At 69.6% G+C, this 23,753-nt stretch carries 15 protein-coding genes, 1 tRNA gene and 1 pseudogene; 12 read left to right on the forward strand and 5 right to left on the reverse strand.

The window, feature by feature from the left end; translation table 11 throughout:
• Positions 1 to 271 precede the first annotated feature (271 nt).
• From A176_RS12345 to A176_RS12355, 3 genes are read left to right on the forward strand one after another with little or no spacing between them, the layout of a single operon-like run.
• Complete coding sequence (locus A176_RS12345; RefSeq protein ID WP_002638629.1) at positions 272 to 2,650, forward strand: FdhF/YdeP family oxidoreductase; 2,379 nt, start codon at positions 272 to 274, stop codon at positions 2,648 to 2,650.
• A 6-nt stretch (positions 2,651 to 2,656) separates the two neighbouring features.
• Positions 2,657 to 5,044, forward strand: a complete 2,388-nt coding sequence (locus A176_RS12350) for a hypothetical protein (RefSeq protein ID WP_002638628.1) — start codon at positions 2,657 to 2,659, stop codon at positions 5,042 to 5,044.
• Positions 5,045 to 5,069: 25 nt separating this feature from the next.
• Positions 5,070 to 6,449, forward strand: a complete 1,380-nt coding sequence (locus A176_RS12355) for a sigma 54-interacting transcriptional regulator (protein ID WP_044889089.1) — start codon at positions 5,070 to 5,072, stop codon at positions 6,447 to 6,449.
• Here the strand turns inward: A176_RS12355 and A176_RS12360 are convergent, their stop codons facing one another.
• The 3 genes from A176_RS12360 to A176_RS12370 all read right to left on the reverse strand — a co-directional run bounded on the left by A176_RS12360 (position 6,450) and on the right by A176_RS12370 (position 12,235).
• Positions 6,450 to 7,775 carry a serine/threonine-protein kinase gene (locus tag A176_RS12360; protein ID WP_002638626.1) on the reverse strand — a complete coding sequence of 442 codons (1,326 nt, stop codon included), beginning with the start codon at positions 7,773 to 7,775 and terminating at the stop codon, positions 6,450 to 6,452. It lies immediately after the preceding gene.
• Between the two features lie 55 nt (positions 7,776 to 7,830).
• Complete coding sequence (locus A176_RS12365) at positions 7,831 to 11,805, reverse strand: serine/threonine-protein kinase (RefSeq protein ID WP_002638625.1); 3,975 nt, start codon at positions 11,803 to 11,805, stop codon at positions 7,831 to 7,833.
• A gap of 193 nt (positions 11,806 to 11,998) precedes the next feature.
• Entirely contained in the window at positions 11,999 to 12,235 is a 237-nt protein-coding gene (locus tag A176_RS12370) for a helix-turn-helix domain-containing protein (protein ID WP_201962172.1), read from the reverse strand.
• 267 nt (positions 12,236 to 12,502) lie between these two features.
• Here A176_RS12370 and A176_RS12375 point away from each other — a divergent pair, with 267 nt between their 5' ends.
• From A176_RS12375 to A176_RS12400, 6 genes are all read left to right on the forward strand, one after another.
• Positions 12,503 to 12,910 (forward strand): (deoxy)nucleoside triphosphate pyrophosphohydrolase, encoded by a 408-nt coding sequence (locus A176_RS12375; RefSeq protein WP_002638623.1) that lies wholly within the window; start codon positions 12,503 to 12,505, stop codon positions 12,908 to 12,910.
• Position 12,911: 1 nt separating this feature from the next.
• On the forward strand, positions 12,912 to 13,838 hold the full coding sequence (locus A176_RS12380; RefSeq protein WP_002638622.1) for a hypothetical protein: 927 nt from the start codon (positions 12,912 to 12,914) through the stop codon (positions 13,836 to 13,838).
• Between the two features lie 175 nt (positions 13,839 to 14,013).
• The gene (gene ftsH / locus A176_RS12385) at positions 14,014 to 16,035 is read left to right on the forward strand and encodes an ATP-dependent zinc metalloprotease FtsH (RefSeq protein ID WP_002638621.1); all 2,022 of its coding nucleotides are present in this window, start codon (positions 14,014 to 14,016) and stop codon (positions 16,033 to 16,035) included.
• A gap of 112 nt (positions 16,036 to 16,147) precedes the next feature.
• Positions 16,148 to 16,393, forward strand: a complete 246-nt coding sequence (locus A176_RS12390) for an RNA polymerase sigma factor region1.1 domain-containing protein (protein ID WP_002638620.1) — start codon at positions 16,148 to 16,150, stop codon at positions 16,391 to 16,393.
• Positions 16,394 to 16,502: 109 nt separating this feature from the next.
• Positions 16,503 to 17,147: a nucleotide exchange factor GrpE gene (locus A176_RS12395; protein WP_002638619.1), complete on the forward strand. Its 645-nt coding sequence runs from the start codon at positions 16,503 to 16,505 to the stop codon at positions 17,145 to 17,147.
• A 70-nt stretch (positions 17,148 to 17,217) separates the two neighbouring features.
• Complete coding sequence (locus A176_RS12400; protein ID WP_002638618.1) at positions 17,218 to 18,675, forward strand: trypsin-like peptidase domain-containing protein; 1,458 nt, start codon at positions 17,218 to 17,220, stop codon at positions 18,673 to 18,675.
• Between the two features lie 7 nt (positions 18,676 to 18,682).
• On the opposite strand, the gene A176_RS12405 is transcribed toward A176_RS12400, so the two are convergent.
• Positions 18,683 to 19,315 (reverse strand): DUF6066 family protein, encoded by a 633-nt coding sequence (locus tag A176_RS12405; RefSeq protein WP_002638617.1) that lies wholly within the window; start codon positions 19,313 to 19,315, stop codon positions 18,683 to 18,685.
• Between the two features lie 167 nt (positions 19,316 to 19,482).
• Between A176_RS12405 and A176_RS12410 the strand changes: the two genes are divergently transcribed.
• Positions 19,483 to 19,842, forward strand: coding sequence for a PilZ domain-containing protein (locus A176_RS12410; protein WP_002638616.1), 360 nt, complete (start codon positions 19,483 to 19,485; stop codon positions 19,840 to 19,842).
• Between the two features lie 154 nt (positions 19,843 to 19,996).
• Here A176_RS12410 and A176_RS12415 read toward each other — a convergent pair whose 3' ends face one another.
• Positions 19,997 to 21,547: a Glu/Leu/Phe/Val family dehydrogenase gene (locus A176_RS12415; protein ID WP_002638615.1), complete on the reverse strand. Its 1,551-nt coding sequence runs from the start codon at positions 21,545 to 21,547 to the stop codon at positions 19,997 to 19,999.
• Positions 21,548 to 21,885: 338 nt separating this feature from the next.
• Here A176_RS12415 and A176_RS12420 point away from each other — a divergent pair.
• Both A176_RS12420 and A176_RS12425 read left to right on the forward strand, forming a co-directional pair.
• Positions 21,886 to 21,960: transfer RNA gene (locus A176_RS12420), tRNA-Thr, on the forward strand.
• Positions 21,961 to 22,457: 497 nt separating this feature from the next.
• Positions 22,458 to 23,749 (forward strand): annotated as a pseudogene (locus tag A176_RS12425) (AHH domain-containing protein).
• The last annotated feature ends 4 nt before the right edge of the window (positions 23,750 to 23,753 follow it).

Genomic DNA, 23,753 nt, shown 5'->3' on the forward strand with positions numbered 1-23,753 from the left:
TCATCGAATGGCCTCCTCTCGTCGGGTGTGTGCCCTGGCGCTCCTGGCCCGTCCCTGGACGTTCGGGACCGCGTGCGGACTCGGCAACGCGGCCCGCTCCCGCCTGGAGTCCGGCCGGGCGCGGAGGCGTCTGGCGAAGCAGGCACCCTGGGTGGACCTCCAACGGGGTTCCAGGCGTTCCATGAGCGTTCCCGCGCGCCCGGAGCGCGGTAGAGTCCGGGGCGTCGCGATCGGCCGGTCAACCGGCCGTCAGCCGCCAGGAGGACGTGCCATGGATGATGGGAGCCGGAACGCGGAGGGAGCCGAGGCCGAAGTGGCTTCGGGCCTCGCGAAGGTGACGCCCAGCGCCCAGCCTCCGGAAGAGGCGCGCGGACCGTCCGTGGGGCCCATCGCGACGGTGGCGGGGGGAATCCCGGCTGTCGTGTCGGCCATGCGGCACGTCTACGGTGAGATGGACGTGGTGCGCGGCACGCGGCTGTTGCTCAAGGTCAACCAGAAGGAAGGCTTCGACTGCCCCGGCTGCGCGTGGCCGGATCCGGGACACCGCTCCATGGCGGAGTTCTGTGAGAATGGCGCCAAGGCCGTGGCGGAAGAGGCGATGTCCGCGCGCGTGACGCCGGAGTTCTTCCGCCAGTGGAGCGTGGCCGAGCTGTCCCTCCAGACGGACCACTGGCTGGGCAAGCAGGGTCGGCTCACGCAGCCCATGGTGCTCCGCGAGGGCGCCACGCATTACGAGCCCCTCTCCTGGGACGACGCCTTCGCGCTGGTGGCGGAGGAGCTGAACTCGCTCGACTCACCGCACGCCGCGAGCTTCTACACGTCGGGCCGGACCAGCAACGAAGCCGCGTTCCTGTACCAGCTCTTCGTGCGGCAGTTCGGCACCAACAACCTGCCGGACTGCTCCAACATGTGCCACGAGTCCAGTGGCTCCGCCCTCAATGAGACAGTGGGCATTGGCAAGGGCACCGTCACGTTGGAGGACTTCGACAAGGCCGACGCCATCTTCGTCATCGGCCAGAATCCGGGCACCAACCACCCGCGCATGCTGTCCTCGCTGGAGTCCGCCGCGCGCCGGGGCTGCCAGATTGTCAGCATCAACCCGTTGCCGGAGACGGGCCTCAATCGCTTCAAGCACCCGCAGGACGTGCTGCACCTCATCGGTCCTGGCACGGCGCTGAATACGCTGTTCCTCCAGGTTCGCATCAACGGAGACGCGGCGCTGCTCCAGGGCCTGGGCAAGGCGCTGTTCGAGATGGAGGACGCCCGTCCTGGCTCGGTGGTGGCCAAGGCCTTCATCGAGGACAAGACGCTGGGCTTCGACGCCTACGCGGCCCACATGCGCGCGGTGAACTGGGAGGACGTGGAGGAGGGCAGCGGCGTGCCTCGCGCGCGGATTGTCGAGGCGGCGGAGCTGCTCGCGCGCTCCGAGCGCACCATCTTCTGCTGGGCCATGGGGCTGACCCAGCACCGCAACGGCGTGGCGTGCATCCAGGAGATCGTCAACCTGGCGCTCCTGCGCGGCGGCATCGGCAAGCCGGGCGCGGGGCTGTGCCCGGTCCGTGGCCACAGCAACGTGCAAGGCGACCGCACCATGGGCATCTGGGAGAAGCCGCCCGCGGCGCTCCTGGCCTCGTTGGAGCGGGAGTTCGGCTTCAAGCCGCCGCGGCATCACGGCATGGACGTGGTGGAGACGCTGAAGGCGATGCACGACGGGCGCGTGAAGGTGTTCTTCGCGCTCGGAGGGAACTTCCTCTCCGCCACGCCGGACACGGAGTTCACCGCCGAGGCCCTGCGCCGCACGCGCCTCACCGCGCACGTGTCCACCAAGCTCAACCGCGCGCACCTGGTGCACGGACGGCGGGCCCTCATCCTTCCGTGCCTGGGACGCACCGAGCACGACGTCCAGGCCGCGGGGACCCAGTTCGTCACGGTGGAGAACTCCATGGGCGTGGTGTCGACCTCGCGGGGCTCGGTGGCGCCCGCGTCGGAGCACCTGCTCAGCGAGCCCGTCATCGTCGCGCGGCTCGCCTCGGCGGTGCTGGGGGCGCGTTCGAGCGTGCCGTGGCTGCTGCTGACCGAGGACTACGACCGCATCCGCGAGCGCATCGCCCGCGTGATTCCCGGCTTCGACGACTTCAACCGCCGCGTGCGCGAGCCGGGAGGCTTCGCCCTGCCGAACGGCCCGCGCGAGGGCCGCTTCACCACCGCCAGCGGCAAGGCGCACTTCACGGTGCATGGGCTGCCGCGAATCCCGCTGGAGCCCGGGCAGCTCCTGATGATGACGATTCGGACGCACGACCAGTTCAACACCACGGTGTACGGGCTGGATGACCGCTACCGGGGCATTCGCAATGGCCGGCGCGTGGTGTTGCTGCATCCTTCGGACATGAAGGCGTTGGGGCTGTCGGCGGATCAGCTCGTGGATTTGCGCAGCCACTTCGAGGGCGAGACGCGGCTGGCGCGGGCCTTCCGCGTGGTGCCGTACAACATCCCGAAAGGGTGTGCGGCCACGTATTTCCCAGAGGCCAACGTGCTGATTCCCGTGAACAGCTTCGCGGAGAAGAGCCGCACGCCGACCTCCAAGTCGGTGGTCATCAGCATCACCCCCGTGGCGGAGACACGCTCCCTGCCCGCGGGCGCGGTGGCGTGAGCGAACATGCAGCCGGTCAGTGAGACGGGGTGGCCGGAGTCGCTCCGCCCGCTCTACGAAACGGTGACAGGCACTCCCGTGGCGGAGGCGTTGGACGCGTCCGCGCAATGGCGCGAGTCCTTCGCGGGCTGGGTGCGCGGTGCCACGCTGGATGAACGCACCCTGGCGCAGGCGGCGGCGTGGAGCCGCATGGACGCTGGCGACCGGACGCCCGCGGAGCTGCTGTTCCTGTTGTCCTCGTGCAGTGAGTTGCTGTGGCCCTACGCGGCGCCGCCCCAGGGGCTGCTGCCGAGACTGAAGTGGCGTCAGGAGGTGCTGCTGGCCGCGCTGCTCGAGGCGAGCGACGCGGAGGTTGTCGCGCGCGTGCGGCGTGAGACAGAGGCCACGGTCACCACGGTGTTGACGCGCATTCTCAAGCGCCACCCGGAGTCGCTGCGTGCGCTGGTGGGGGACGCGCCGTGCACGTTCGATGGCCGGGCCCTTCGCTTCCATGGCGCGGTGGAGGTGGACCTCCGGCAGGTGTTGGGGACCGGGGCGCGGTCCGTGGCCTTGCTGGAGCAACTGCGTGCGCTGATGCCCGCGACGGCGGCGGACGGCCGGGACCGGCTGGCCGAGTTCATCCGGACGCGGGCCTCTCGGCTGCCGTGGAAGGAGGCCTCGGAGATGCTGGCCGAGCGGCTCTTCGCCCTGGCGACCTCGCCCGATGGCCGCGGAGGGATGAGCGGCTTCCTGGCGTGTTATCCGGCGGGTCGGAAGGAGCCGGATTGGTGCGCGAGGGCGGGGCTGCTGCTGTCGCGGACGCTTGAAGTGGGCGGGCCTCCCGAGGTGGTGGAGAACCTCTGTGAGCTGCTGGCGCGTTTCGATGCGCCGCCCGTGGATGGGCTCCGTGGGGCGCTGGGCGCGCTCGTGGGCGGGGACTTTGGCGCGGCGGCGGACCTTCGGCCGGTGCGCTTCGTGCTCGACCACTGTCAGGCCACGCTTCGCAAGGGCGAGCCGGGGCTCGTGCTCACGTTGCTGTGGTTGGAGGAGCGGTTGTTCCGCGCGGCGGTGCGCCAGGGCGTGCCGGATGCGTTCGAGCGGCGAAAGCGCGCGCTGTCGAAGCTGCGGCCGGGCGCTCCGGGCTTTGAGCAGCTTCAATGGCTCGCGGAGGAGTGCGCCGAACTCTGGCCGCGCTTCCTTCCAGGCGGTGTGCGGCCAGGGCTGGATGAACTGGCCGCGTGGCGGCACGAGGTCTCCGAGCGCGTGGGCAAGAAGCCCATGCTTCGCAAGGCGGGCATCGAGTTCTTCCTGTGGTGCGCGCCGGATGCCGCATCGTCCGAGGCGGAGCTCACGGTGCTGGCGCTCGTCCGCACCGCGACGGACCGGCGTCAGGTTCGGCGGTTGAAGGACCATCCTTCCTCGCGTGTCCGTTTGCGGGTGCGGACGCTGCAGTCCTGGCTGCAAGGTGAGGGCGGCAAGGAGAAGCCGGGAGCGCAGCGGGAGCCCACGCTAGGCGCGGGGGCCGCGACGCTGACGGAGGCGCTGCGTCATCTGCACGTGACGCGGGCGGTTCCGCTGGGGGGCCGGACGTGGCTCCGCGACAGGGATTTGGAGGAGGCGCTGCTGGGGGCGCTCGCCCGTGTCGAGGCTGAGTTCTCCGCGGGGTATCCCGCGCGCTTCCGGGAGGCCCCGGAGTCGCTGGCGGCAGGGCTGCTGGAGGGGCTCGCCGCGGAGATGGAGCGCGTGAAGGCGGACCTGTCCGCGTTGATGTCTCAGGGACAGGCGACGCCCCGTGAGCTGACGCTGTCGGTCCGGCGCCGGATGCCCGCGCCCGTCGAACCACTGCCCGCTGTTTCAGTGCCGGTCGTGCTGGCGGCTGAGGCGCTTGCCGTTTCCGAGCCAGATGTCTCGGAGCCGAATGTCTCAATTTCCGAGGAGCCGGCGCCCGTCTCGCTCGAGCAGGGGCCCGTGCGTACCGGGGTGGAAGTGGCCTTCGTCGTGGACGTCGCCGTGGGAGACTTCCTCCGCACGCGGCGTGTCGTCTCGCTGCAAGTGGTGAAGCTGGAGCAGCGTGGGGAGGGCCAGTGGCTTCCGGCGTTCAAGCTCGGACGTGAGCTTCTGGATGCACAATTGTTGCGGACCGATTCCGCGTTCTGCCTGTTCCTCGCACCCCCGTTTCCTCGTGCGGAGTGCTGGGTGGTGCCCTCCCGGACGGTGCGCGCCCTGATGGAATCCCAGCGCTCCCTGTCGGGCGTGACGCGCGAAGCAATACAGCGCGTGGCACGTCCGCTGTCGCACTGGCTGCTGGGCGACCTGGTGGGGTTGTGGACCGGAGACGAGCGGCCCGAGGCCCATGCCCGGCTGACGGACACCGCCACCGGGCCCGACTTCATCGCCGAATGGCGCCTTGGCTAGCGCACGGTGGTAGCGTCAGCCGCTGATGAGTCACTCCGAGCGACCGCAGGGAAGTGGCCCGACCGCCGAGGGGGCTGAGGGTGTTCAGCAGACACGGCCCACGGGAACAGCACGGCCGGGGGCTGGCGGCGCTGTCCGCCGCTTCCGTCTCACCGTCCTGGAAGGCCCGCAGCCGGGACAAGCCAAAGAGTCCAACGTGGATTCGTGTTCCATCGGCTCCCACGGGCTCAACGACTTCGTCGTCGAGGAGCCCACCGTCTCGCGCTTTCACTGCGAGGTGAAGGTCGACCAGGACGGGGCTCGGTTGAAGGACCTGGACAGCCGCAATGGGACCATCCTCGATGGCGTCCACGTGCGGGACGCGTATCTGCGCGGCGGCAGCATCCTGCGCCTGGGACGCGTCAGCGTCCGGTTCGACTTCAGCCCGGAGAGCAACCGCCTCCTCATCTCCGACCGCACGACGTTCGGTGACCTCGTCGGCTCTTCCGCCGTCGCGCGGAGCAGCTTCGCACTGATGGAGCGCGCCGCCGCGAGCGACGCCACGGTGCTGCTCGAAGGGGAGACGGGGACCGGCAAGAGCCGCGCGGCCTACGCCATCCATCAAGCCAGCACCCGTGCGTCGGGGCCGTTCCTGACGGTGGACTGTGGCGCCATTCCAGGCAACCTGCTGGAGAGTGAGCTGTTCGGCCACGAGAAGGGGTCCTTCACCGGCGCCCTCCAGCGGCGCATCGGGGCCTTCGAGGAGGCCGACGGCGGCACCATCTTCCTCGACGAGATTGGCGAGCTGCCGCCCGAGCTTCAGCCGAAGTTGCTGCGCGTCCTGGAGAACAAGGAGATTCGCAGGCTGGGCGCCAACGGCTACCAGTCCGTCAACGTGCGCGTCATCGCCGCCACGCATCGCGACCTCCGCGCCGAGGTCAACGTCGCCCGCTTCCGTCCCGACTTGTTCTTCCGGCTCGCGGTGGTGCGCATCATCATCCCCGCGCTGCGTGAGCGGCCCGAGGACATCCCGCTCATCGCCGAGCGCATCCTGTCGCGGCTGGGCGCGGGCGCCGAGCAGGCCTCCGTCTTCGCCGCGCCCGAGTTCATCGCCCAGCTCCAGCGGGCCGCCTGGCCTGGGAATGTGCGCGAGCTGCGCAACCACCTGGAGCGCTGCCTCGTCTTCCAGGACACGATGCCCCCGGACGCCGACGAGGTGAGCGCGCAGGCCGTGCTCCGCAGCCTCGTGGACCCCAAGCAGCCCTACGCCGAGGCCCGCCGCCGCGCGCTGGAGGTGTTCGAGCGCGAATACCTGGACGCGCTCATCAAGCTGCACGGGGGCAAGGTGTCGCAGGCCGCCGCCGCCGCGGACATCGACCGCGTGTACCTGTACCGGCTGCTGCGCCGGCACCGGATGCGGACCTAGTCAGCGCGAGGGGAACGCCGCCGACACGCGAAGCTCCCCCGAGGCGCCATTCACCGCCCAGCGCTCCCACTGAAGCAAGTCGCCGCTCACGAGCCGCGGCTTGCCGTCGGAGTCGGTGCCGAGTTCGCTGGGCGCCGCATGGACATAGACGCGGACCTCCACGGCGTGGCCCGCGGCCTCGCGGGCCTCGTGAAGGACCGCGTCCGCCAGGTGCCGCGTGTGTTCCAGTTCCCGTGGCGGGGGCTCGGAGGGCCAGTGCCGCCAGGCGAGCACGGCGTTGCCGCCCTCCATCGCGAGCATCCACCCTTGCGAGGCCAACACCGTGAGGGCTGTCTCCAGCGCGGCGTCCCGGGCATCCAGGTCCGCGTCGGTCGGCTCGTCCACGGCTTCGGGGAACCGCACATCCACGTAGAGGGCCGCGGCCCAGCGTGACTGGGTGTCCTGGGTGAGCGCCGAGCGGAGGGCCTCCAGGAACGTGGGCACGTCCAGCCAGCGTTCGTCGCGCGTCTTCGCGAGACACCGTTGGAGCACGCCGTCCAAGGCCGGTGGAGCTTGCACCCGTCCCGCGAGGCGCGGCGCGGGCGCGTGGAGATGCTGTTCCTCCACTTCCACCGCGCTGGTGCCCTGGAACGGGAGCGCGCCCGTGAGGAGTTGGTAGAAGAGCACGCCCATCGCATACAGGTCCGTGCGGGCGTCCACGTCGAGTCCACGAATCTGCTCGGGCGCCATCGACACGGGCGTTCCGAGCACCGCGCCGCCCGTCGTCAACCCGGTGAGCCCCTCCGGCGGGTCGACGTGGGCGATGCCGAAGTCCACCAGCTTCACGGTGAAGCCCTCGGCGCGAGGGATGAGCATCACGTTCTGGGCCTTGAGGTCCCGGTGCAGGACGCCCTGCGCGTGGGCGAAGTGGAGCGCGGCGCCCAGCTCCTCCATCACCGTGAGGGCCTCCGCCAGGGAGAAGGGGCCCTGGCGCGCGAGCCACCGGTCCACGCTCTCTCCCTCCAACCACGCCATCGCCAACCAGGGCCGCCCGTCGCGAAGCTCTCCGTATTCGAGCACCTCCACGATGTGGGAATGGTGCAAGGCCTGGAGCGTGTCCGCCTCCTGCTTGAAGCGCCGGAGGACGCCTGGCACGTGGTTGAACTCGGCGCGGACGACCTTGACCGCGGCGGGGGCTCGGGTGGCGAGGTGCGATGCGCGATAGAGCCACGCGCTCACGCCCGCGTGGACGCGGGATTCGATGACCCAGTCGCCGACCAGCGCTCCGGGTTCCAGCTCGTCTCCGTACAGGGATACTTCGTGGTTGTGAGGGGACCCACCGGCCATGGGACGTGCCTCCGTGCAGTCTGCGTGCGGCGCTCCCTTCCTGCTACCACGCCGTTCAGGCGGCCTCCACCAGCGCCCGGACACGGTCCGTCCAGAGCGGGGCCTCCTTCGCGGTCGCTTCGACTTCCTCCACCCGGGTTCGCAACGTCGCCACGTCCCCCGCCGCGCGGGCCGCGCGCGCCGCCCAGACGAGAATCTCCAGCCGCTCGTCGGGGGTCGCCACCTGCGTCGACGCGTCGACCAGCCGGGCCCAGGCGTCTCCGGCGTAGGGCAGGGTGCCTCGGGCTTCGTCCACCACGCGCCGGACCACCGAGCACATCAGGCTGTCAGGGGGCGACAGTCGGGCTCGCGTCTCGGGTTCTTCCAGCCATTCGAGCTGGCGTGAGACTTCTGGCAGGTCGTCCAGCTCGCAGCACAGGCGGGCCACCAGCAAGGCGTCCTGTGCCATGGACCGGGGGAAGAACCGCTGACTCAGCACGCCGGCACGCCGCGCCAGGGGCAGCGCTTCACCCGCGCGCCCCTGGTAACCGAGGAGCAACGCGAGGTTGAAGGCGGAGGTCCGCTCAATCTGCACGTTGCCGAGCTCCCGCCCCAGGGACACCGCGCGCTCCAGGTCCGCGCGCGCCCCGGAGGCGTCCCTCCGCTGGACGTGCAACACCATCCGGTTGTTGAGCGCGACGCCCAGGTGCAGCGTGTCACCGGTCTGTTCGCAGAGGGTGATGGCTTCGTCGAAGCGGTTCGAGGCCTCTTCCAGCCGGTCGGTCCACGCGAGCATCGCGCCCAGCATGGACAAGGCAATGGCCTGGGTTTCGGTGTCGGCGCCGGTTCGCGCGGCCTCCACCGCGTGCTCCAGCGCGGGCACGGCGCCGGTGATGTCTTCACGACGGACGAAGACGCGCGCCTGCGCCAGGGCATGGCGTGCTTCCAGCTCTGGAGGCACGGCATCTTTCAAACAGAGCAGCGCCTGCTCCAGCAGCGCGGTGGAGCCCGCGGCGTCGTCCTGCCAGTCCAGCGCCGTGGCTTCCTCCAGCAGCAGGTCGGCTTCCCGCACCACGTTCCGATGGCTCGCGGCCAAGGCCCTGGCGGCGCGAAGGTCCTCGACGGCGTCTTCGATGCGCTGAAGCCTGTATCGGACGCGCCCTCGTCCGGAGAGCAGCTCCAGCCGGATGAGGTCGTCCTCGCGAGAGACCAGGGCCAGGGCGGCGGAGTAGTGCCGCTCCGACTCCAACAGCCGGTGCGCGCGGCGGGCGGACTCGGCCAGGACCGCGTGGAGTGACGCTGCCTGACGCAGGTCACCCGTGGCTTCCGCGAGCCGGGCCCTTCGCGCGGTCGGCGTTTCGGGCAGCGCTCGCAGGGCCGCGGTGCCAATGCTGCGTTTCACCGGCGTGGGCAGCAGGGCCGCATACGCTTCTCGAAGCGTGGTGTGTTCGAAGCGCCAGCGCCGCGCGCCCCGTGGCTCGAGCATGCCCGCCCGGGCCAGCCGCTCCATCGCGACGCCCGCGTCCATCGACAGGTCCAGCGAGGTGTTGGCGTCCAGGTGCGCGAGCGTGGCGGACAGCTCCTCCAGTCGCACGTCATCGCCCAGCAGCGCCGCGACCTGGAGAAGTGCGCGCAGTCCGGAGGGCAGCGCCGCGAGGCTGCGCTCCGCGAGCCGCTCATCCGTGCCGGGCCGTTCCGACTCCAGCGCGTTCAGCGCATCGGCCGCCAGATAGCCGCCACCGTCGGGACGGCTGCGCACGGCCCCCGCACCCCGCAGGGCCCGCACCGTCTCCAGCATGCGCAGGGGGGAGCCGCCACAGCGGTCCACGAGCTCGCGGAGCACGCCTTCGGCAATCAGGTCCACGGGCCGGAGGAGCTGACGCAACACCTCGCGAGCATCGCGATCCGAGAGCGGAGGCAGTTCGAGCTGTTCCGCGTCCCGCGCCCGTTCACCCAGGTAGGGCCGCATCCCCAGCAGCCGATGGCGTCCGGTGAGGACCACATAGAGCGGCGCGGCCTCGCCCGCGAGCGTCGCCAGCTCCAGGGCATCGAGGGCGGTGGGGTCCAGCGCGTGGGCGTCGTCCACGAGCAGCACGAGGGGCCGGGCACTCGCCAACCTCCCCAGGTGCGCCGCGATGGCGCGGGCAACGTGTTGTCGCCGGGCCGCTGGATGCACCGTCGCCACCTCCACGGGGGGCTGTGCGTCCGCCAGCAGCCGATAGAGCGCTTCGTCCGAGGATGTCTGCTGTGGCAGGCCCAGGACGGTGCAGATGAGGCTTCTCAGCCCGCTCTCGCTCGCGCTGCCCTCGTCCGACAGGGACTCCACGACGAGCACATCCACGCCGGCGTGGGACGTCAGTTCCTTGCGCCAGGTGGCGAGGAGCCGTGTCTTCCCGAGGCCTTCTTCTCCCAGCAGCGTTCGCAGCACGGGCGCGCCGTGTGCCTGCACCCGCGTCAGGCCTTCTCGTAGCCACGCCAGTTCCGAGTCGCGACCGAGCAGCTCCTCGGGCGGAAGCACATCCGGAGAGGGGGTGGCGCCGGTGGCCGGTGCGCCCACGTGGGCGCGGGCCTCGGCGGTCAGGTGGAGGTGCTCCTGGGGCTGATTGGGCGAGGGCGCGGGCCACCAGCGCTCGGGGCGTTCCAGCGCGGAGCCACCGAGCGTGAGCCGCCCCTGGCGCTCGCGGGTTCGCAGCGGCGCGCAGTGGATGGCGAGAGCGGCATCACCGGGGAGGTGGGGCCTTAACAGCTCCACGGCCTTGAGCGCCGCGCGCAGCCCGGCGTCCACGGAGGCTTCATGCGGAAACGCGAAGAGCGCGAGGCCTGCCTCCACGCGCGCGAGGGTGGCGCCACTGTTTCCGAGGTGGGTGAGGAGGGCCGGAGCCGAAACCGAACCGCGAATGCCCAGCAAGGCCACCTCGGGCGCCTGCCTGGGCGCGCCCGTCGATGACGAGTCGACCGTGCTCCCCGGTGCGGTGGTGGGAGGTGTTTCCGCCAGTGAGCCACTCTTCTCGGCGCCGGGCGAGGGCTCGCGCGCGTCCATTGCCTCCGAGTCGAGCGGGCGGCCCGGTGCGGTGATAGGCGGCGTCTCCGCCTGTGCGCCGCTCTTCTCCGCGCTGGGTGGGGGCTTGGGCGCGTCCGTTGACGCCGAGCCGAGTACCGCGCCAACAGGCCCCGGCGCTGTGCGCGCCAGTACGTCCGCCGCCCCCTGAAGCTCGCCCAGTGCCTGTGCCAGCTCCCGCGCACTGCCGAACCGGTCCTCGGGCGCCTTCGCCAGCAGCCGTTGCACCACCGCATCCAGCGCGGCGGGCACCGGCCATGGCGCCAGCGTGCTCAAGGCCGGAGGTCTGCGTGACACCTGCGCCTGCAGCACCGCGGCACTCTCCCCAACGAAGGGCGGCCGGCCGCACAGCATCTCGAACGCGACGACGCCCAGGCTGTACAGGTCCGAGCGGGCATCGATGTACCGCGCGTCCCGGCACTGCTCGGGGGACATGTATTCATGCGTCCCCAGCCGCTGCCCCGTGCGCGTCAGGTTGGGGGGGGGTGCTTCCGCATCGTCACGGGCCGACAGGCGCGCCAGCCCGAAATCCAGGAGCACCACCCGGGCCCCCGAAAGCATGACGTTCTCCGGCTTGAGGTCCCGGTGGACCACGTCCACGGCATGGGCCCGGGCCACCGCCTCCGCCAGGCCGCGCAGTCGCGGGAGCGCCTCGGTCCAGGGCAGGGCGCCCGAGTCCGGCAGCTCCGCCAACTGCCGGGCAAGCGTCATCCCCTCGATGCGCTCCATGATGACCACGCGCTCGCCCGCGAGAGTCGTGGCCTCGCCCAGCAGCGCTGGGGCGTCGGGGGGGCCGATGCGGCGCAGCGCCTCCAGCTCCCGGGTCAGCCGCTCACCGGCCAGGGGCTCCAGCACCTTGAGGGCCACCTCGTGGCCGTCGGCCTCGCGCCGGGCGGAGAACACCCGGCCGAAGCCGCCCCGCCCCAAGGGCGCGCCCGGTTCATAGCCGGGAAGCTCGGGGGGCGCGGGAGGCAGTCCCGTCGCGCGAATCACGGCCTCGGGGTGGCGAGGACAGCCATGGGCCACGCGTCGATGGCAGAGAGGGCAACGCATGGGTGTCGGGGTGGGCCGTCAGGAGCGCGTTCTGCGATGGCAGCATCGCGGGTCCGCGGCGCGGACGGAAGGCGCTCCCAGGTCGCCAGCCTGGACACATGCCAGGGAGGAGTGCTCGCGGCACTCCCGGGCGTCAGTCACTCATCTCCGGCAGCTCGGGGAGCGCGTCCGGGTCCAACTTCAGAATCACGCACAGCCGCGTCAGGGTGGGAATGGTCGGGACCATGACCCCCCGTTCCACCCGGGCCAGCACCTCCACGGGGATTTCCAGTTGCTCGGCGACCTCCTCCATGCCGAGCCCCGCCTCCTGGCGGGCGGCCTTCAGTGCCGCTCCGAGCACCTCGGCCCTTTCCCTGCGACTCGTCGTCATGGGCGGAGCATGACGCCTTCTTGCGCTCCCGTCATCCAATTCACCACATGCTCGCGCGCAGGAGCATGACCTCGAACACTGTCCGGGGGCCGGGTGGGCGGGGCAAGCCCCCCGCGTGTCGGCGGGCAGTGTGCGGCCCTGGGGGAGGGTGGCCGGGACGTCCCGACGTGAACAGGCTGGTCGGCAGGGGTTGCGGCATTGGCGCCGGGCAAGGGCTGTGTTAGTTCGCCCCTCCCCCCGGTGTCCCGCCAGAAAGAGGAGAAGCGAATGGCCCGCCGTCAGGTTCGTGTCGTCGGTGCGATGCTCCAGAATGAGCAGGGGCGCTACCTCATCACCCAGCGCCCCCCCACCGCGTCACTTCCCCTGCTGTGGGAATTCCCCGGTGGCCGGGTGGAGGAGGGCGAGGAGGACGCCGAGGCCCTTGCCCGGGAAATCCAGGAAGAGATGGGGGTGGACGTGGATGTGCTGGCGCAGGCCATGCACACACACCACGAGTATCCCAACTACGACATCGACTTCCGCGTCTTCCACTGCCGCCTGTCGCGCCCCGGAGACGACATCCAGCACCTGCGCGTGCACGACCACCGCTGGGTGACGCTGGAGGAGATGTCGAACTACCGCTTCCCGGACGCGGATGCGAAGACGTTGGCCAAGCTGCTGGACCTGGATAGCTGACGTGCCGGGCCGCCTCCTCCTGGCGCTGCTGGTGGGGGTCCTGGGCGCATGTTCGCGCTCCAAGCCCGCGCCCGCGGCGCCTCCGCACGAGGCAACGAACCAGGTTCCGGCACAGGGCGTGCCGGGGTGCACGCTGTACAGCGCGCCGGAGAAGACCGGTGAGGTGCCGGACGTGCTGCCCGAGCTGTCCGGCCTGGCGGCCAGCCAGCGCCATCCCGGGGCCTTCTGGGCCCACAACGACTCCGGCAACGCCTTCGAGCTGTTCGCGCTGGACGCCAAGGGCACCGTCCTCGCCCGGCTCGCGCTCACGGGCGCCCAGCCCCGGGACATGGAGGCCGTCACCGTGGGGCCCTGCGCCCCGGGCGACTCGCGCACGTGCGTGTACCTGGCGGACATTGGCGACAACTTCGCGCGCCGTGAGCAGGTGCGGCTGTACCGGCTGCCCGAGCCGGAGACGCTGGCCGACGCCACGGTGCCCGTCGAGGTGCTGCCCTTCATGTACCCAGGCGGCCCTCGGGACGCGGAGTCGGTCATCATCGACGCGCGCTCGGGCCGACTGGCCGTCATCTCCAAGTCGCTGGACTCGCTGGGAGACGTCTTCGCCCTGGATGGCTTGCACGCGGGCGCGCCCATCCAGGCGAAGAAGCTGGGCACGCTGACGGCGCCCCTGGGGATGGACCGGGCCACCACCGACGCGTCGCTGCATCCTTCGGGGGAGCGGCTCCTGGTGCGGACGTATTCGCGGGCCTACGAGCTGCGCCGCCCCAAGGCCGCGCGGCTGGAGGACCTGCTGGAGGGACAGCTCGTCGAGGTTCCGAGCGGGAGCCAGGCGCAGGCGGAGGCCATCACCTACTTGCAAGATGGCAACGGCTATTTGTTGGGCACGGAGTTCACTGGTCAACCTCTGTGGTTGATCCGATGTCGGTGATTCGCCGCAAGCGCACGCACCTGCCGTGAAGCCCGCCTGGCGGGTTGACGGTATGGCAACGGTGAACATCTTTGGCCCGCTAGGGAAGACGCCTCGCGGTCACGGTGTCCGCGTGTGCGGGGGAGGGGGAGGGTCGAGCGTGCCGACAATGAAGCCACAGGATTTGCCGCCTGGGATGGGCCCACGCGGAAAGAAGACAGACAAGCCAACGCCAACGGGGAAGGGTTTCAAGTTCGGCTCACCGTTGGGCTACATCCTGTTGCTCGTCCTGGGCTTTTTGCTGTTCCGCAATGTCTTCCAGGACGCGGGTGTCCGCCGGGTCAGCTACAGCCAGTTCCGGGACGGCGTGGAAGCCGGCAACTTCAGCCGGGTCCAGATCTCCAATGAGTGGGTGAAGGGCTTCCTGAAGGACACCGCGCAGCCGCCGCCTCCGCAGGACGGAGAGCGCACGCTGCGGGGTGAGCCCAGCGCCCTGCCGTGGATGGCCTACCGGGTCGCTGGGGATGAAGGGCTGGTGCCGCTGCTGGAGCAGAAGGGCATCCAGTTCGAGGCGGTGCCGCAGTCCGGCCTGGGCGAGGCGCTCTGGATATGGCTGCTGCCGCTGGGCCTCTTCTTCCTCTTCTGGAGCTTCATGATGCGCCGGGTGGCCGGCGGCATGGGGCAGGGCCCGCAGAGCGTCATGAGCTTCGGGAAGACGCGCGCCAAGGTGCAGGCCGAGGCCGACACCGGCGTGGGCTTCAAGGACGTGGCCGGCGTGGACGAGGCCGTGGACGAGCTGCGCGAAATCGTCGAGTTCCTCAAGACGCCGGAGAAGTTCCGCCGCCTGGGCGGGCGCATCCCCAAGGGCGTGCTGCTGGTGGGGCCTCCGGGCACGGGCAAGACGCTGCTGGCGCGGGCCGTGGCCGGCGAGGCGGGCGTGCCGTTCTTCAGCCTGTCCGGTTCGGAGTTCGTGGAGATGTTCGTCGGCGTGGGTGCCGCGCGCGTTCGAGACTTGTTCGCGCAGGCCACCTCGAAGGCGCCGTGCATCATCTTCATCGACGAGCTGGACGCCATTGGCAAGAGCCGCAACTCGGGCGTGGCGGGTGGCCATGACGAGCGTGAGCAGACGCTCAACCAGCTCCTCGCGGAGATGGACGGCTTCGACAGCCGGGCCGGCCTCATCATCCTGGCGGCGACGAACCGCCCGGAGATCCTGGACAGCGCGCTGATGCGTCCGGGCCGCTTCGACCGGCAGGTGCTGGTGGACCGTCCGGACAAGCGGGGCCGCGAGCGGGTGCTGGAGATTCACGCCAAGGGCGTGAAGCTGGGCGCGGACGTGGACCTCAAGGCCATCGCCTCTCGCACGCCGGGCTTCGCGGGCGCCGACCTGGCCAACGTGGTGAACGAGGCCGCGCTGCTGGCCGCGCGCCGCAACCGCGACGCGGTGATGCGGGCGGACTTCGAGGAGGCCATCGAGCGCGTCGTCGCCGGTCTGGAGAAGAAGAACCGCCGGATGAACGAGCGCGAGAAGGAAATCGTCGCGCACCACGAAGCGGGCCACGCGGTGGTGGGGTGGATGATGCCTCACGCGGAGCGGGTGACGAAGGTCTCCATCATCCCGCGCGGCCTGGCGGCGCTGGGCTACACCATGTCGCTGCCGCTGGAGGACCGCTACCTCATGTCGCTGGACGAGCTGCGCGACAAGATGGCGGGGATGATGGGCGGCCGCGCGGCGGAGGAGATATTCATCGGGGAAATCTCCACCGGTGCCTCCAACGACATCCGCCAGGCCACGGAGATGGCCCGGATGATGGTGCGCGACTACGGCATGAGCACGCTGGGCCCCGTGGCCCTGAGCGCGGAACACGGACCGGGCTTCCTTCGCTCGGCCGGCATGCCCGAAACGCGCAGCTACTCCGAGCAGACGGCGCGGATGATTGACGAGGAGGTGCGCAAGCTCGTCAGCGAGGCGCTCGACCGGGCCCGCGAGGTGCTCACCCTCCACAAGGACAAGGTGCAGGGACTGGCGGCCCGGCTCCTGGCGGTGGAGGTGGTGGAGGAGGACACCATGACGACGATTCTGGGTCCCAAGGTGCTGGCGCAGCGCGGCCTCCTGCACCCCGAGGCCCGGCAGGTCATCTCTGCCCACCCGGTGGACGTCGGCGGCGGTGACGACCAGACGCCACCCACGCAGCACGCGGAAAAGCTCGATTCCTGAGGCAAGGGCCGGCAGGGCGCCTGCCCTCCGGCCGTCCCTTGGCCCACCGCCACCGTGACGTCCTGCGGTGGCCGGTGGGCGAAATTATCTTAGGAAGAAAGGAGGCGTCGCCGTGGAGAACAGGATCGGCAAGAGCTACGTGGCCCGAAAGGCCCTCTTCGCGAAGGGGCTCAAGGAAGGGCGGCTCACGGTTCAGGAGATTGAGGAAGCCCTGCCCGCGGGCACGCTGACCGCGGCCGAGCGGTGGCTCCTCTACTACTCACTGCGAGCCGCGCAGGTGGAAATCATCGACGAGGTGACGGGCCAGGTGGACCACGGCTTCATGGCCGAGTCTCCCGCCGCGCCCCAGGAGCACTAGCTCGCTCCTGCGTTGACAGGTGCCGTCTCGCGGTTAGGTTCCGGGCAGCAGAAGTGCCTCCCAACCTTTCGCGCGAGACCGCGCACCCATCCAACGCCTCAGGTTCGACATGGCCGGTAACACCCCCACCGACGCAGCCTCCGAAGCCTCGCAGCAGCCCCCGTCCAACAACGGCGAGGGGCCTGTCTCCGCCGCCGGAGCGACCTCCTCGCCGCAGCAGGGCCCGGAAGCGGACGTCTCCGACGAGCGCGGCGCCTCCGCGAAGGACCCGGAGCGGGAGCGGCTGGTGGCGGAGCTGGACACGCTTCGCAAGAAGTACGACACCGCCGTCCGCGCCGTGCAGGCCGGTGAGAAGGACCGCGAGGAGTTCAAGCAGCGGCTGACCCGTGAGCGGGAGCGGATGCTGGACGTGGAGCGCGGCAACGTGGCCGTCACGCTGCTGGAGGCCATTGACGAGCTGGACCGCTGCCTCTCCGCCAGCGCGCAGGACGCCTCGCCCCTGGCCGAGGGCGTGCGGATGATTCGCGACGTGCTGCTCACCAAGGTGCAGGGCACCGGCATCGAGCGCCTCCAGGTCGTGGGCCAGACGTTCGACCCGAACGTGGCCGAGGCCGCGGACATGGAAATCACCGCCACCCCGGACGAGGACCAGCGCATCGTCGCCGAGCTGCGTGCGGGCTACCGGCTGAAGGACCGCGTCATCCGGCCGGCCCGGGTGAAGGTGGCGAAGTACATCGCCCCCGCCCAGGCTTGAGCCTGCGCTTGTCGGCGCCCCCCGACACGGGAAGGGGGCGCCGGGCCTTGTTTGTTGAGTCCGCTCGACCATGGCCCGCCGTGTAAGCTGCCTCACCGTGTCTTCCCGATTTCTGTCCGTCTGTCTGGCGCTGGCGCTCATCCCCGGGGTGGCGGGCGCCGAGAGTCCTCTCGACACCTGGCTGCCCGCGCGAGCCCGCGAGCACGCCGCCTGGTTCGCGGCGAAGGCCGCCGGTCCGGAGGGGCAGACGGCCGAGCTGGGGCTGTGGCGCGAGCGCGCCGAGGGCGACCCGGGCATCCCCGACTTCGTCCCCCCGTCCTCGCTGGCGCCGCTGATTCGCGCGGTGGAGGCGGGCGTCGTCAACATCACCACCGTGGGGCCGCGGAGTAACGGGCTGGAGGGCATGAAGCGGGCCACGGGCTCCGGCTTCGTGCTGACGCCCGACGGGCACGTCGTCACCAACAACCACGTGGTGGCCAGCGCCCAGCAGATCGCCGTGCGGTTGGCGGACGGCCGTGAGTTCGCCGCCTCCGTGGTGGGCCGTGACGCCTCCACGGACGTGGCGCTGCTGCGGCTCAGCGGCGTGGACCTGGGGCGGCTGCCCGCGCTCTACCTGGGCGACTCGGACCGGATGGCGGTGGGCGACTGGGTGGTGGCCATTGGCAACCCCTTCGGCCTGGACCACTCGGTGTCGCACGGCATGATTTCCGCCAAGGAGCGCGTGCTGGGCGTGGGCCAGTTCGACGACTTCATCCAGACGGACGCGCTCATCAACCCCGGCAACTCCGGCGGGCCGCTCTTCAACATGAAGGGCGAGGTGGTGGGGGTAAACACCGCCATCATCAGCCAGGGGCAGGGCATTGGCTTCGCGGTGCCCATCAACCTGGTGAAGGAGCTGCTGCCCAACCTCCGGGAGAACGGCAAGCTGGAGCGCGGCTGGCTGGGCGTGGTCATCAACGACGACGGCGTCAACGGCGGCGAGCGCCGGGCGCCGCTGGTGAAGGACGTCTACAAGGGCAGCCCCGCCGCCGCCGCGGGCATCCGCTCCGGTGACAGGCTGGTGGCCGTCAACGGGCGGCCCATCGGCTCCTACCTGCAGCTTCTGCGCAAGGTGGCGCTGCTGGCGCCGGGGACCGAGGCGAAGCTGTCGCTGATGCGCGGGGACGCCACGCAGGACGTCACGGTGCGGCTGGTGGCGCGTCCGGCGCAAGAGGCCACCGAGGGGCTCATCCAGCGCACCACCAGCGAGGAGGAGGTGGGGCTGGTGCTCCGCGACCTCACGCCCGAGGTGGCCGCGCCCCTGGGCGAGACGGCCTGGTCCGGCGCGCTGGTGTCCGGGGTGGCGCCGCGCAGTCCGGCGGACTCGGCCGGCCTGCGGGCGGGGGACGTGGTGACGGAGGTGAACCGCCGCCGGGTGAAGGACGCGGCGGGCGTGCGGGCGGCGCTGTCCAAGGGCAGCGCCGGCGCCAGCATCCTGCTGCGGGTGAAGCGGGGCGACGCGCTCCAGTACATCGCCGTCGCCCGGTGAGGCGCGCCTAGCGCTTCTTGGCGTCCTTGCCGTTGAGCCACAGGCCCATGGGCTGGCCGCTGCGGCCCTCCGTGAGGAGGATGGCCTCGATGCGGGCCGTCACGCCGTGGATCTTCCCGCTGCCCTTCTTGGGCAGGCTCCAAACACCCTGCGGCGTGAAGACGACCTGCGCCCGCACCGCGCGCATGGAGAACATGCGGGTGAACATCTGCAGATTCCAACCCTCCGGCATGTCTCCGGTGACGGCGAGGTAGGGGAGGATGGGGTTGCCGTTGGCGTCCGTCTTCTTGGGCGCGCCGTGCGTGAGCGCCGAGCTGCCGCCGGGGAAGAACGGGGTGATGTTGATGGTGTACTCCCCCGTGCCCGGCGAGTACGGCCCCGGGCTGAGCATGGACGCGTCGTCCTCGGTGACGATCATGTACAGGCGCTTGCCCTGATACTTCTTCCGGAACGCCTCCGCGTTGGACTTGCACTGCGCGTCCACGAAGGCGCCTTCACACGCGCCAATGTACTTCTCCAGGAAGGTCCCCAGCCCGCCGAGCGGCTCGGCCTCGTCGCGCAGTTTGGCGAAACGAGGGTCCGCGTCGGCGAAGGCGAGCGCGGGCAGGAGGAAGGCGGCGGCTAGGAGGATGCGGTTCACGGGCGGGGTCTCCGGGGAACAGGGGTTCAGCCAAGCATGGTGCCATGCCCGGGCCTGCTCGGCAGCCGTTACATAGGTGTGTGGGGGTGGATGTAGGTGAAGAAGTTGCCTACATCTGGCTACCGTGTAGTTTGCCCCTGTCACCACCTGTTCCGGGAGCTACCCCCATGTTCGAGCGTCCTCACGAGCGCCGGTCCCACCTCCGTTTCGACAAGGTCTTCACCGTGTACCTCACCACCCAGGACGGCATGCTGCGTGGCGTGGGCCGCAACATCAGCACCCGGGGCATGTTCGTGGAGGTCCGGGACCAGGTGGGCCTGGGGGAGAAGCTGAAGGTGACCTTCGCCGGCGAGGACGGGACGGAGATGACGTGCCTGTGCGAGGTCCGCTACCAGGTGGCCCTGGCCTTCGGGCGCAAGGACGGGCGCGAAGGCAGCAGCCGCGGCGTGGGGCTGCGCATCGTGGCCTATGAGACGCAGGACGACGCGCCCTTGCTGCTGGTGGACCGCGAGCGGGTGATGCACTGAGGTTGCCCGTGGTCCCGTGAGGGGCTTGCGCGGCCTGGCGCTCCCGGACAAGCGGGGGCCGCCGAGCCACCCTGTCGGGCCCGCGAATGACAAAGGGCACGGCCTCCCTGAATGGAGGACGTGCCCTTCGTGTTTCCAGCGTCCGCGGTGGGCGTTACTGCGAGAAGCCCTCGAGGAGGTAGTGCGCCTCGATGCGCTTGAGCGCGAGAATCATCGCGGCGCAGCGGGTGTCCACCGTCTGGCCAATGCAGTACTGGCGGCTGTCATGCATCTCCGTCTTGCGCGGCTGGTTGCGCGAGATGTCGCGGATGATGCGGTAGTTGCGCTTCATGGCGCGCTCGAGGCGCTGATCGACCTCGGCCTCGCTCCAGCGCTCCATGCGCTTGTTCTGGATCCACTCGTAGTAGCTCACCGTCACGCCGCCGGCGTTGGCGATGATGTCCGGGATGAGCTCGATGCCGCGCTTCTCCAGGATGCGGTCGGCTTCCGGGGTGGTGGGGCCGTTGGCGCCCTCGGCCACCAGCTTCACGCGGAGGCGCTCGGCCACGTCGGCGGTGATTTCGCCGCCCAGGGCCGCGGGGATGAGGATGTCGGCCTGGACGTCCCAGAGGTCCTTCTTCTCGATGCGCTGCGCGCCGGGGAAGCCGAGCACGCTGTGCTTGAGGTTCTTGGCGTCCTGGACGTAGGTGGACAGCGCCGTCACGTCGATGCCGTCACCGTTGAAGATGGTGCCGTCGGCGTCGTTCACCGCCAGGAGGCGGGCGCCCATCTGCGACAGGATGATGGCGGCGTGGCTGCCCACGTTGCCGAAGCCCTGGAGGATGAACGTCTTGCCCTTCACGGACTCGCCGCGGTCGGCGTAGTAGTCCTCGATGCAGAAGGCGACGCCCTGGCCGGTGGCCTTGTTGCGGCCCTCGGAGCCACCGATGCGCACGTCCTTGCCGGTGACGATGCCGCGCAGGTTGTGACGCTCGCGCTCACCGTCCGAGTACTGGCGGTAGAGCAGGGCCATGATGCCGGGGTTGGTGCCCACGTCCGGCGCCGGGATGTCGATGTCCGGGCCAATCATGCTCTTGAGCCGGTACATGAAGCGCAGGGTGATGGCCTCGATCTCCTCGCGGCCGTACTCGCGCGGGTCAATCTGGATGCCGCCCTTGCCGCCGCCGAAGGGAACCTCCGCGATGGCCGTCTTCCAGGTCATCTCCGCGGCCAGGGCCTTGAACAGGTCCAGGGACACCTCGCGGTGGTAGCGCAGGCCGCCCTTGTAGGGGCCGCGCGCCTGGTTGTGCTGCACGCGGTAGGCCTTGAAGCGCTGCGACTCACCGGGGACCAACTGGTACACCTTGCCGTCGGGCAGGCGCAGGTGGCCCTGGCGGATGTCCACATCCGAGCCGAGCAGCGCGCGGCCGTTGAGGATGATGTTGCCGTTGGCCAGCAGCTCCAGGCCTTCCTTGTTGCGCACCTGCGTCTCGGGCAGGTTGGCGAAGCCGCGCGCCTTGTCCTCCGGCAGGGGGACCAGGCGGTCCTTCAGCTTGGCCGTCACGTAGAAGATGTGCTCGTAGTCCGGCTCCTCCAGCTCGAGACGGACGCGCTTGTCCAGCGCGATGAGGTCCGAGGCTCGATGGAAGATCTCCATCGCCTCGGTGTAGACGGTGCGCTTGGGCGTAGGGGCCGGGGCGCGCATGAAATTCTCTTCGCTGGCCATGACGGAAGATGCTCCTTGTCGCGTCGCCGGGTGTGGGCGAGGCACGTGGGGGTAGCGGCGCCCTTATGTGCATATGCGCTACGAGGGGTCAACCGCAGCGGACCCGCCTTCCGATCCCCAGAATCTGGAAAGATAACGGGCAGTTATGGCAACGCGGTGTGTCAGCTACGGCAGACGCGGTGTGTCATCCATGTCAGGGTGGTCAACCGGGTGGATGGTTGGAAATCCAACGAAAACGGCACGGATGAATTGATGCGGTCCCGTGAATCGATCGGGGCCCCACATCAATTCTGCTTGCCGGACATGCGACCCCATGGTACTCCCCGCCCACCTCTCGCGCCGACATAGCTCAGCGGTAGAGCAACTGATTCGTAATCAGTAGGTCCCCAGTTCAAGCCTGGGTGTCGGCTCCAAGAAATTCAAAGGCCTGGGTGACTTCGGTCATCCAGGCCTTTTTTCATGGTTGCCACTGGGTTGCCTCCGGAGTTCCGAGAGGCCGCTTCGCGCCGCTGAGATGAGGCCGCCGCCAGCGGCGAAGGGGCATCGCACGGTCCACACCCGCGCGAAGCGGGCCCAGCGCGGTCGGCTTCTGGAAATGGCCGTTCTCCGCGCGTAGCGGCATCAGGGCCCCGGGAAGACACGACGCGCAGGGCGACCTTGCTCACGAGCGCGAACGGGTTGGCGCCTGTCCGGATTTCGCTCAACGAAGGCTTGCCTCAGTCCGGCATGCAGATGGCTCGCAAGTCAAAGGCTTGTCACCGCGCCCCGTCTGTAAAGGCCGTCCTTGGCAGCGATGGCTTTGGGGATGGCTGTCGCAGGGGAAGGTCGCGTGATCTTCGCTTGGATTGTCAGACCCCAAAGTCAGGCTGCCGCGCCTCCTGATTTCGGAGAGGCAGCTTTGGGGGAGTCCATGAGATTGATTGCAGTCGGTTCTCTGCTGCTGCTTTCAGTGGGGTGTGCGACCACCCGTGTCGTCCATATCGATGTTGGGAACGGGCAGCGGTTTGTCCACGAGTCAGTTGCTGTTGACCCTGTTCAGGTGAGTGAGGACGCGTTCAAGTCCGCCCTCTCGCGCCTTGTTCTCGACATGAGAATGGACGTCGCCTTCCGCGAAACCGATGCGGTCGACCAGCATGAGTGGTCGCGGTCCAAATCGCTGCTGGCGTCATCCACGGGCATTGTTGACTCAGGCACGGGCAGCTCGCTGGAGACCCTGCATTCGCGCATCTGCCCCGATGCGAATGACTGTCTGACCCTGGTGGGCGGAACGGGGCTGACCTTCTCGCGAAAGGACCGAACGTTGATGGCGCTTTCCTTCGCGCTCGACACCGTGTGGGAGAGCGTTGAGGCCGAGGTCGGTGCTGTGCTGAACCCGGTGGCGCTGAAGGCCATGGTGACGTCGGCTGCGCTGACGCTGCTCCTTACGCTGGCCCTCCCCGAACCTGTTACCAAGGTCATCGCCGTGGCCTTGACGGCGGCGATGGTGGCCTACCTGGGCGTCGTGCCCGTCTGGGAGATAGGGCGCGGATTCGTCCGGTTGTGGGATGATGCTGGGACGGCAATGAGCGTCATCGAGCTACAGGGCATCGGGCATCGGTTCGGGCGGGTGCTGGGACGAACGGCACACGTGTCCTGGTGCTCGTCGTCATGGCGGCGCTCGGTGGAAAGAGCGCGATGGCGGCCCAGGGGCCGAAACTCCCGGGGTTTTCTCAAGCCGCGCTTCGCGCACAGTCCGAGGCGGGATTCCAGCTCGGGGCCGCCCTGAGTGGCGGCGTGACGTCAATCGCGATGCCTGCCTCTGGAGTGCTGAATGTGACACTGGCGCCCGGGGCTGCTGCCGCCTTGGCGATGTACGGGGAAGGGCGGTTCCCTGGCGATGAGACCGGGCCGGTTCATCACATCTGCACGAACAAGAACCCCATTGCCGACACTTCCGGGGGGCCTTGGACGCCGAGGTGCGAGGAGGTCTTCAAGAAGGCCGGGATGACGCTTGAGGACGCCGCAAACAAGGTCCGGCTCAATGGGCACGATGGGCCTCATCCCGAATTTTATCACAATGAGGTGCTTCAGCGGCTAACTCGTTCTGTTGCACGCTGCCGAACGACGGAGAGCTGCCAGGCCAGTTTGATGAAGGAACTCGCGAAGATTGCAGATGAGTTGCTCACGCCGGGTTCGGAATTGCGCAGCTTCATCGTGAAGTAGGAGG

The sequence above is a fragment of the Myxococcus hansupus genome, from assembly GCF_000280925.3.
Lineage (GTDB): Bacteria > Myxococcota > Myxococcia > Myxococcales > Myxococcaceae > Myxococcus > Myxococcus hansupus.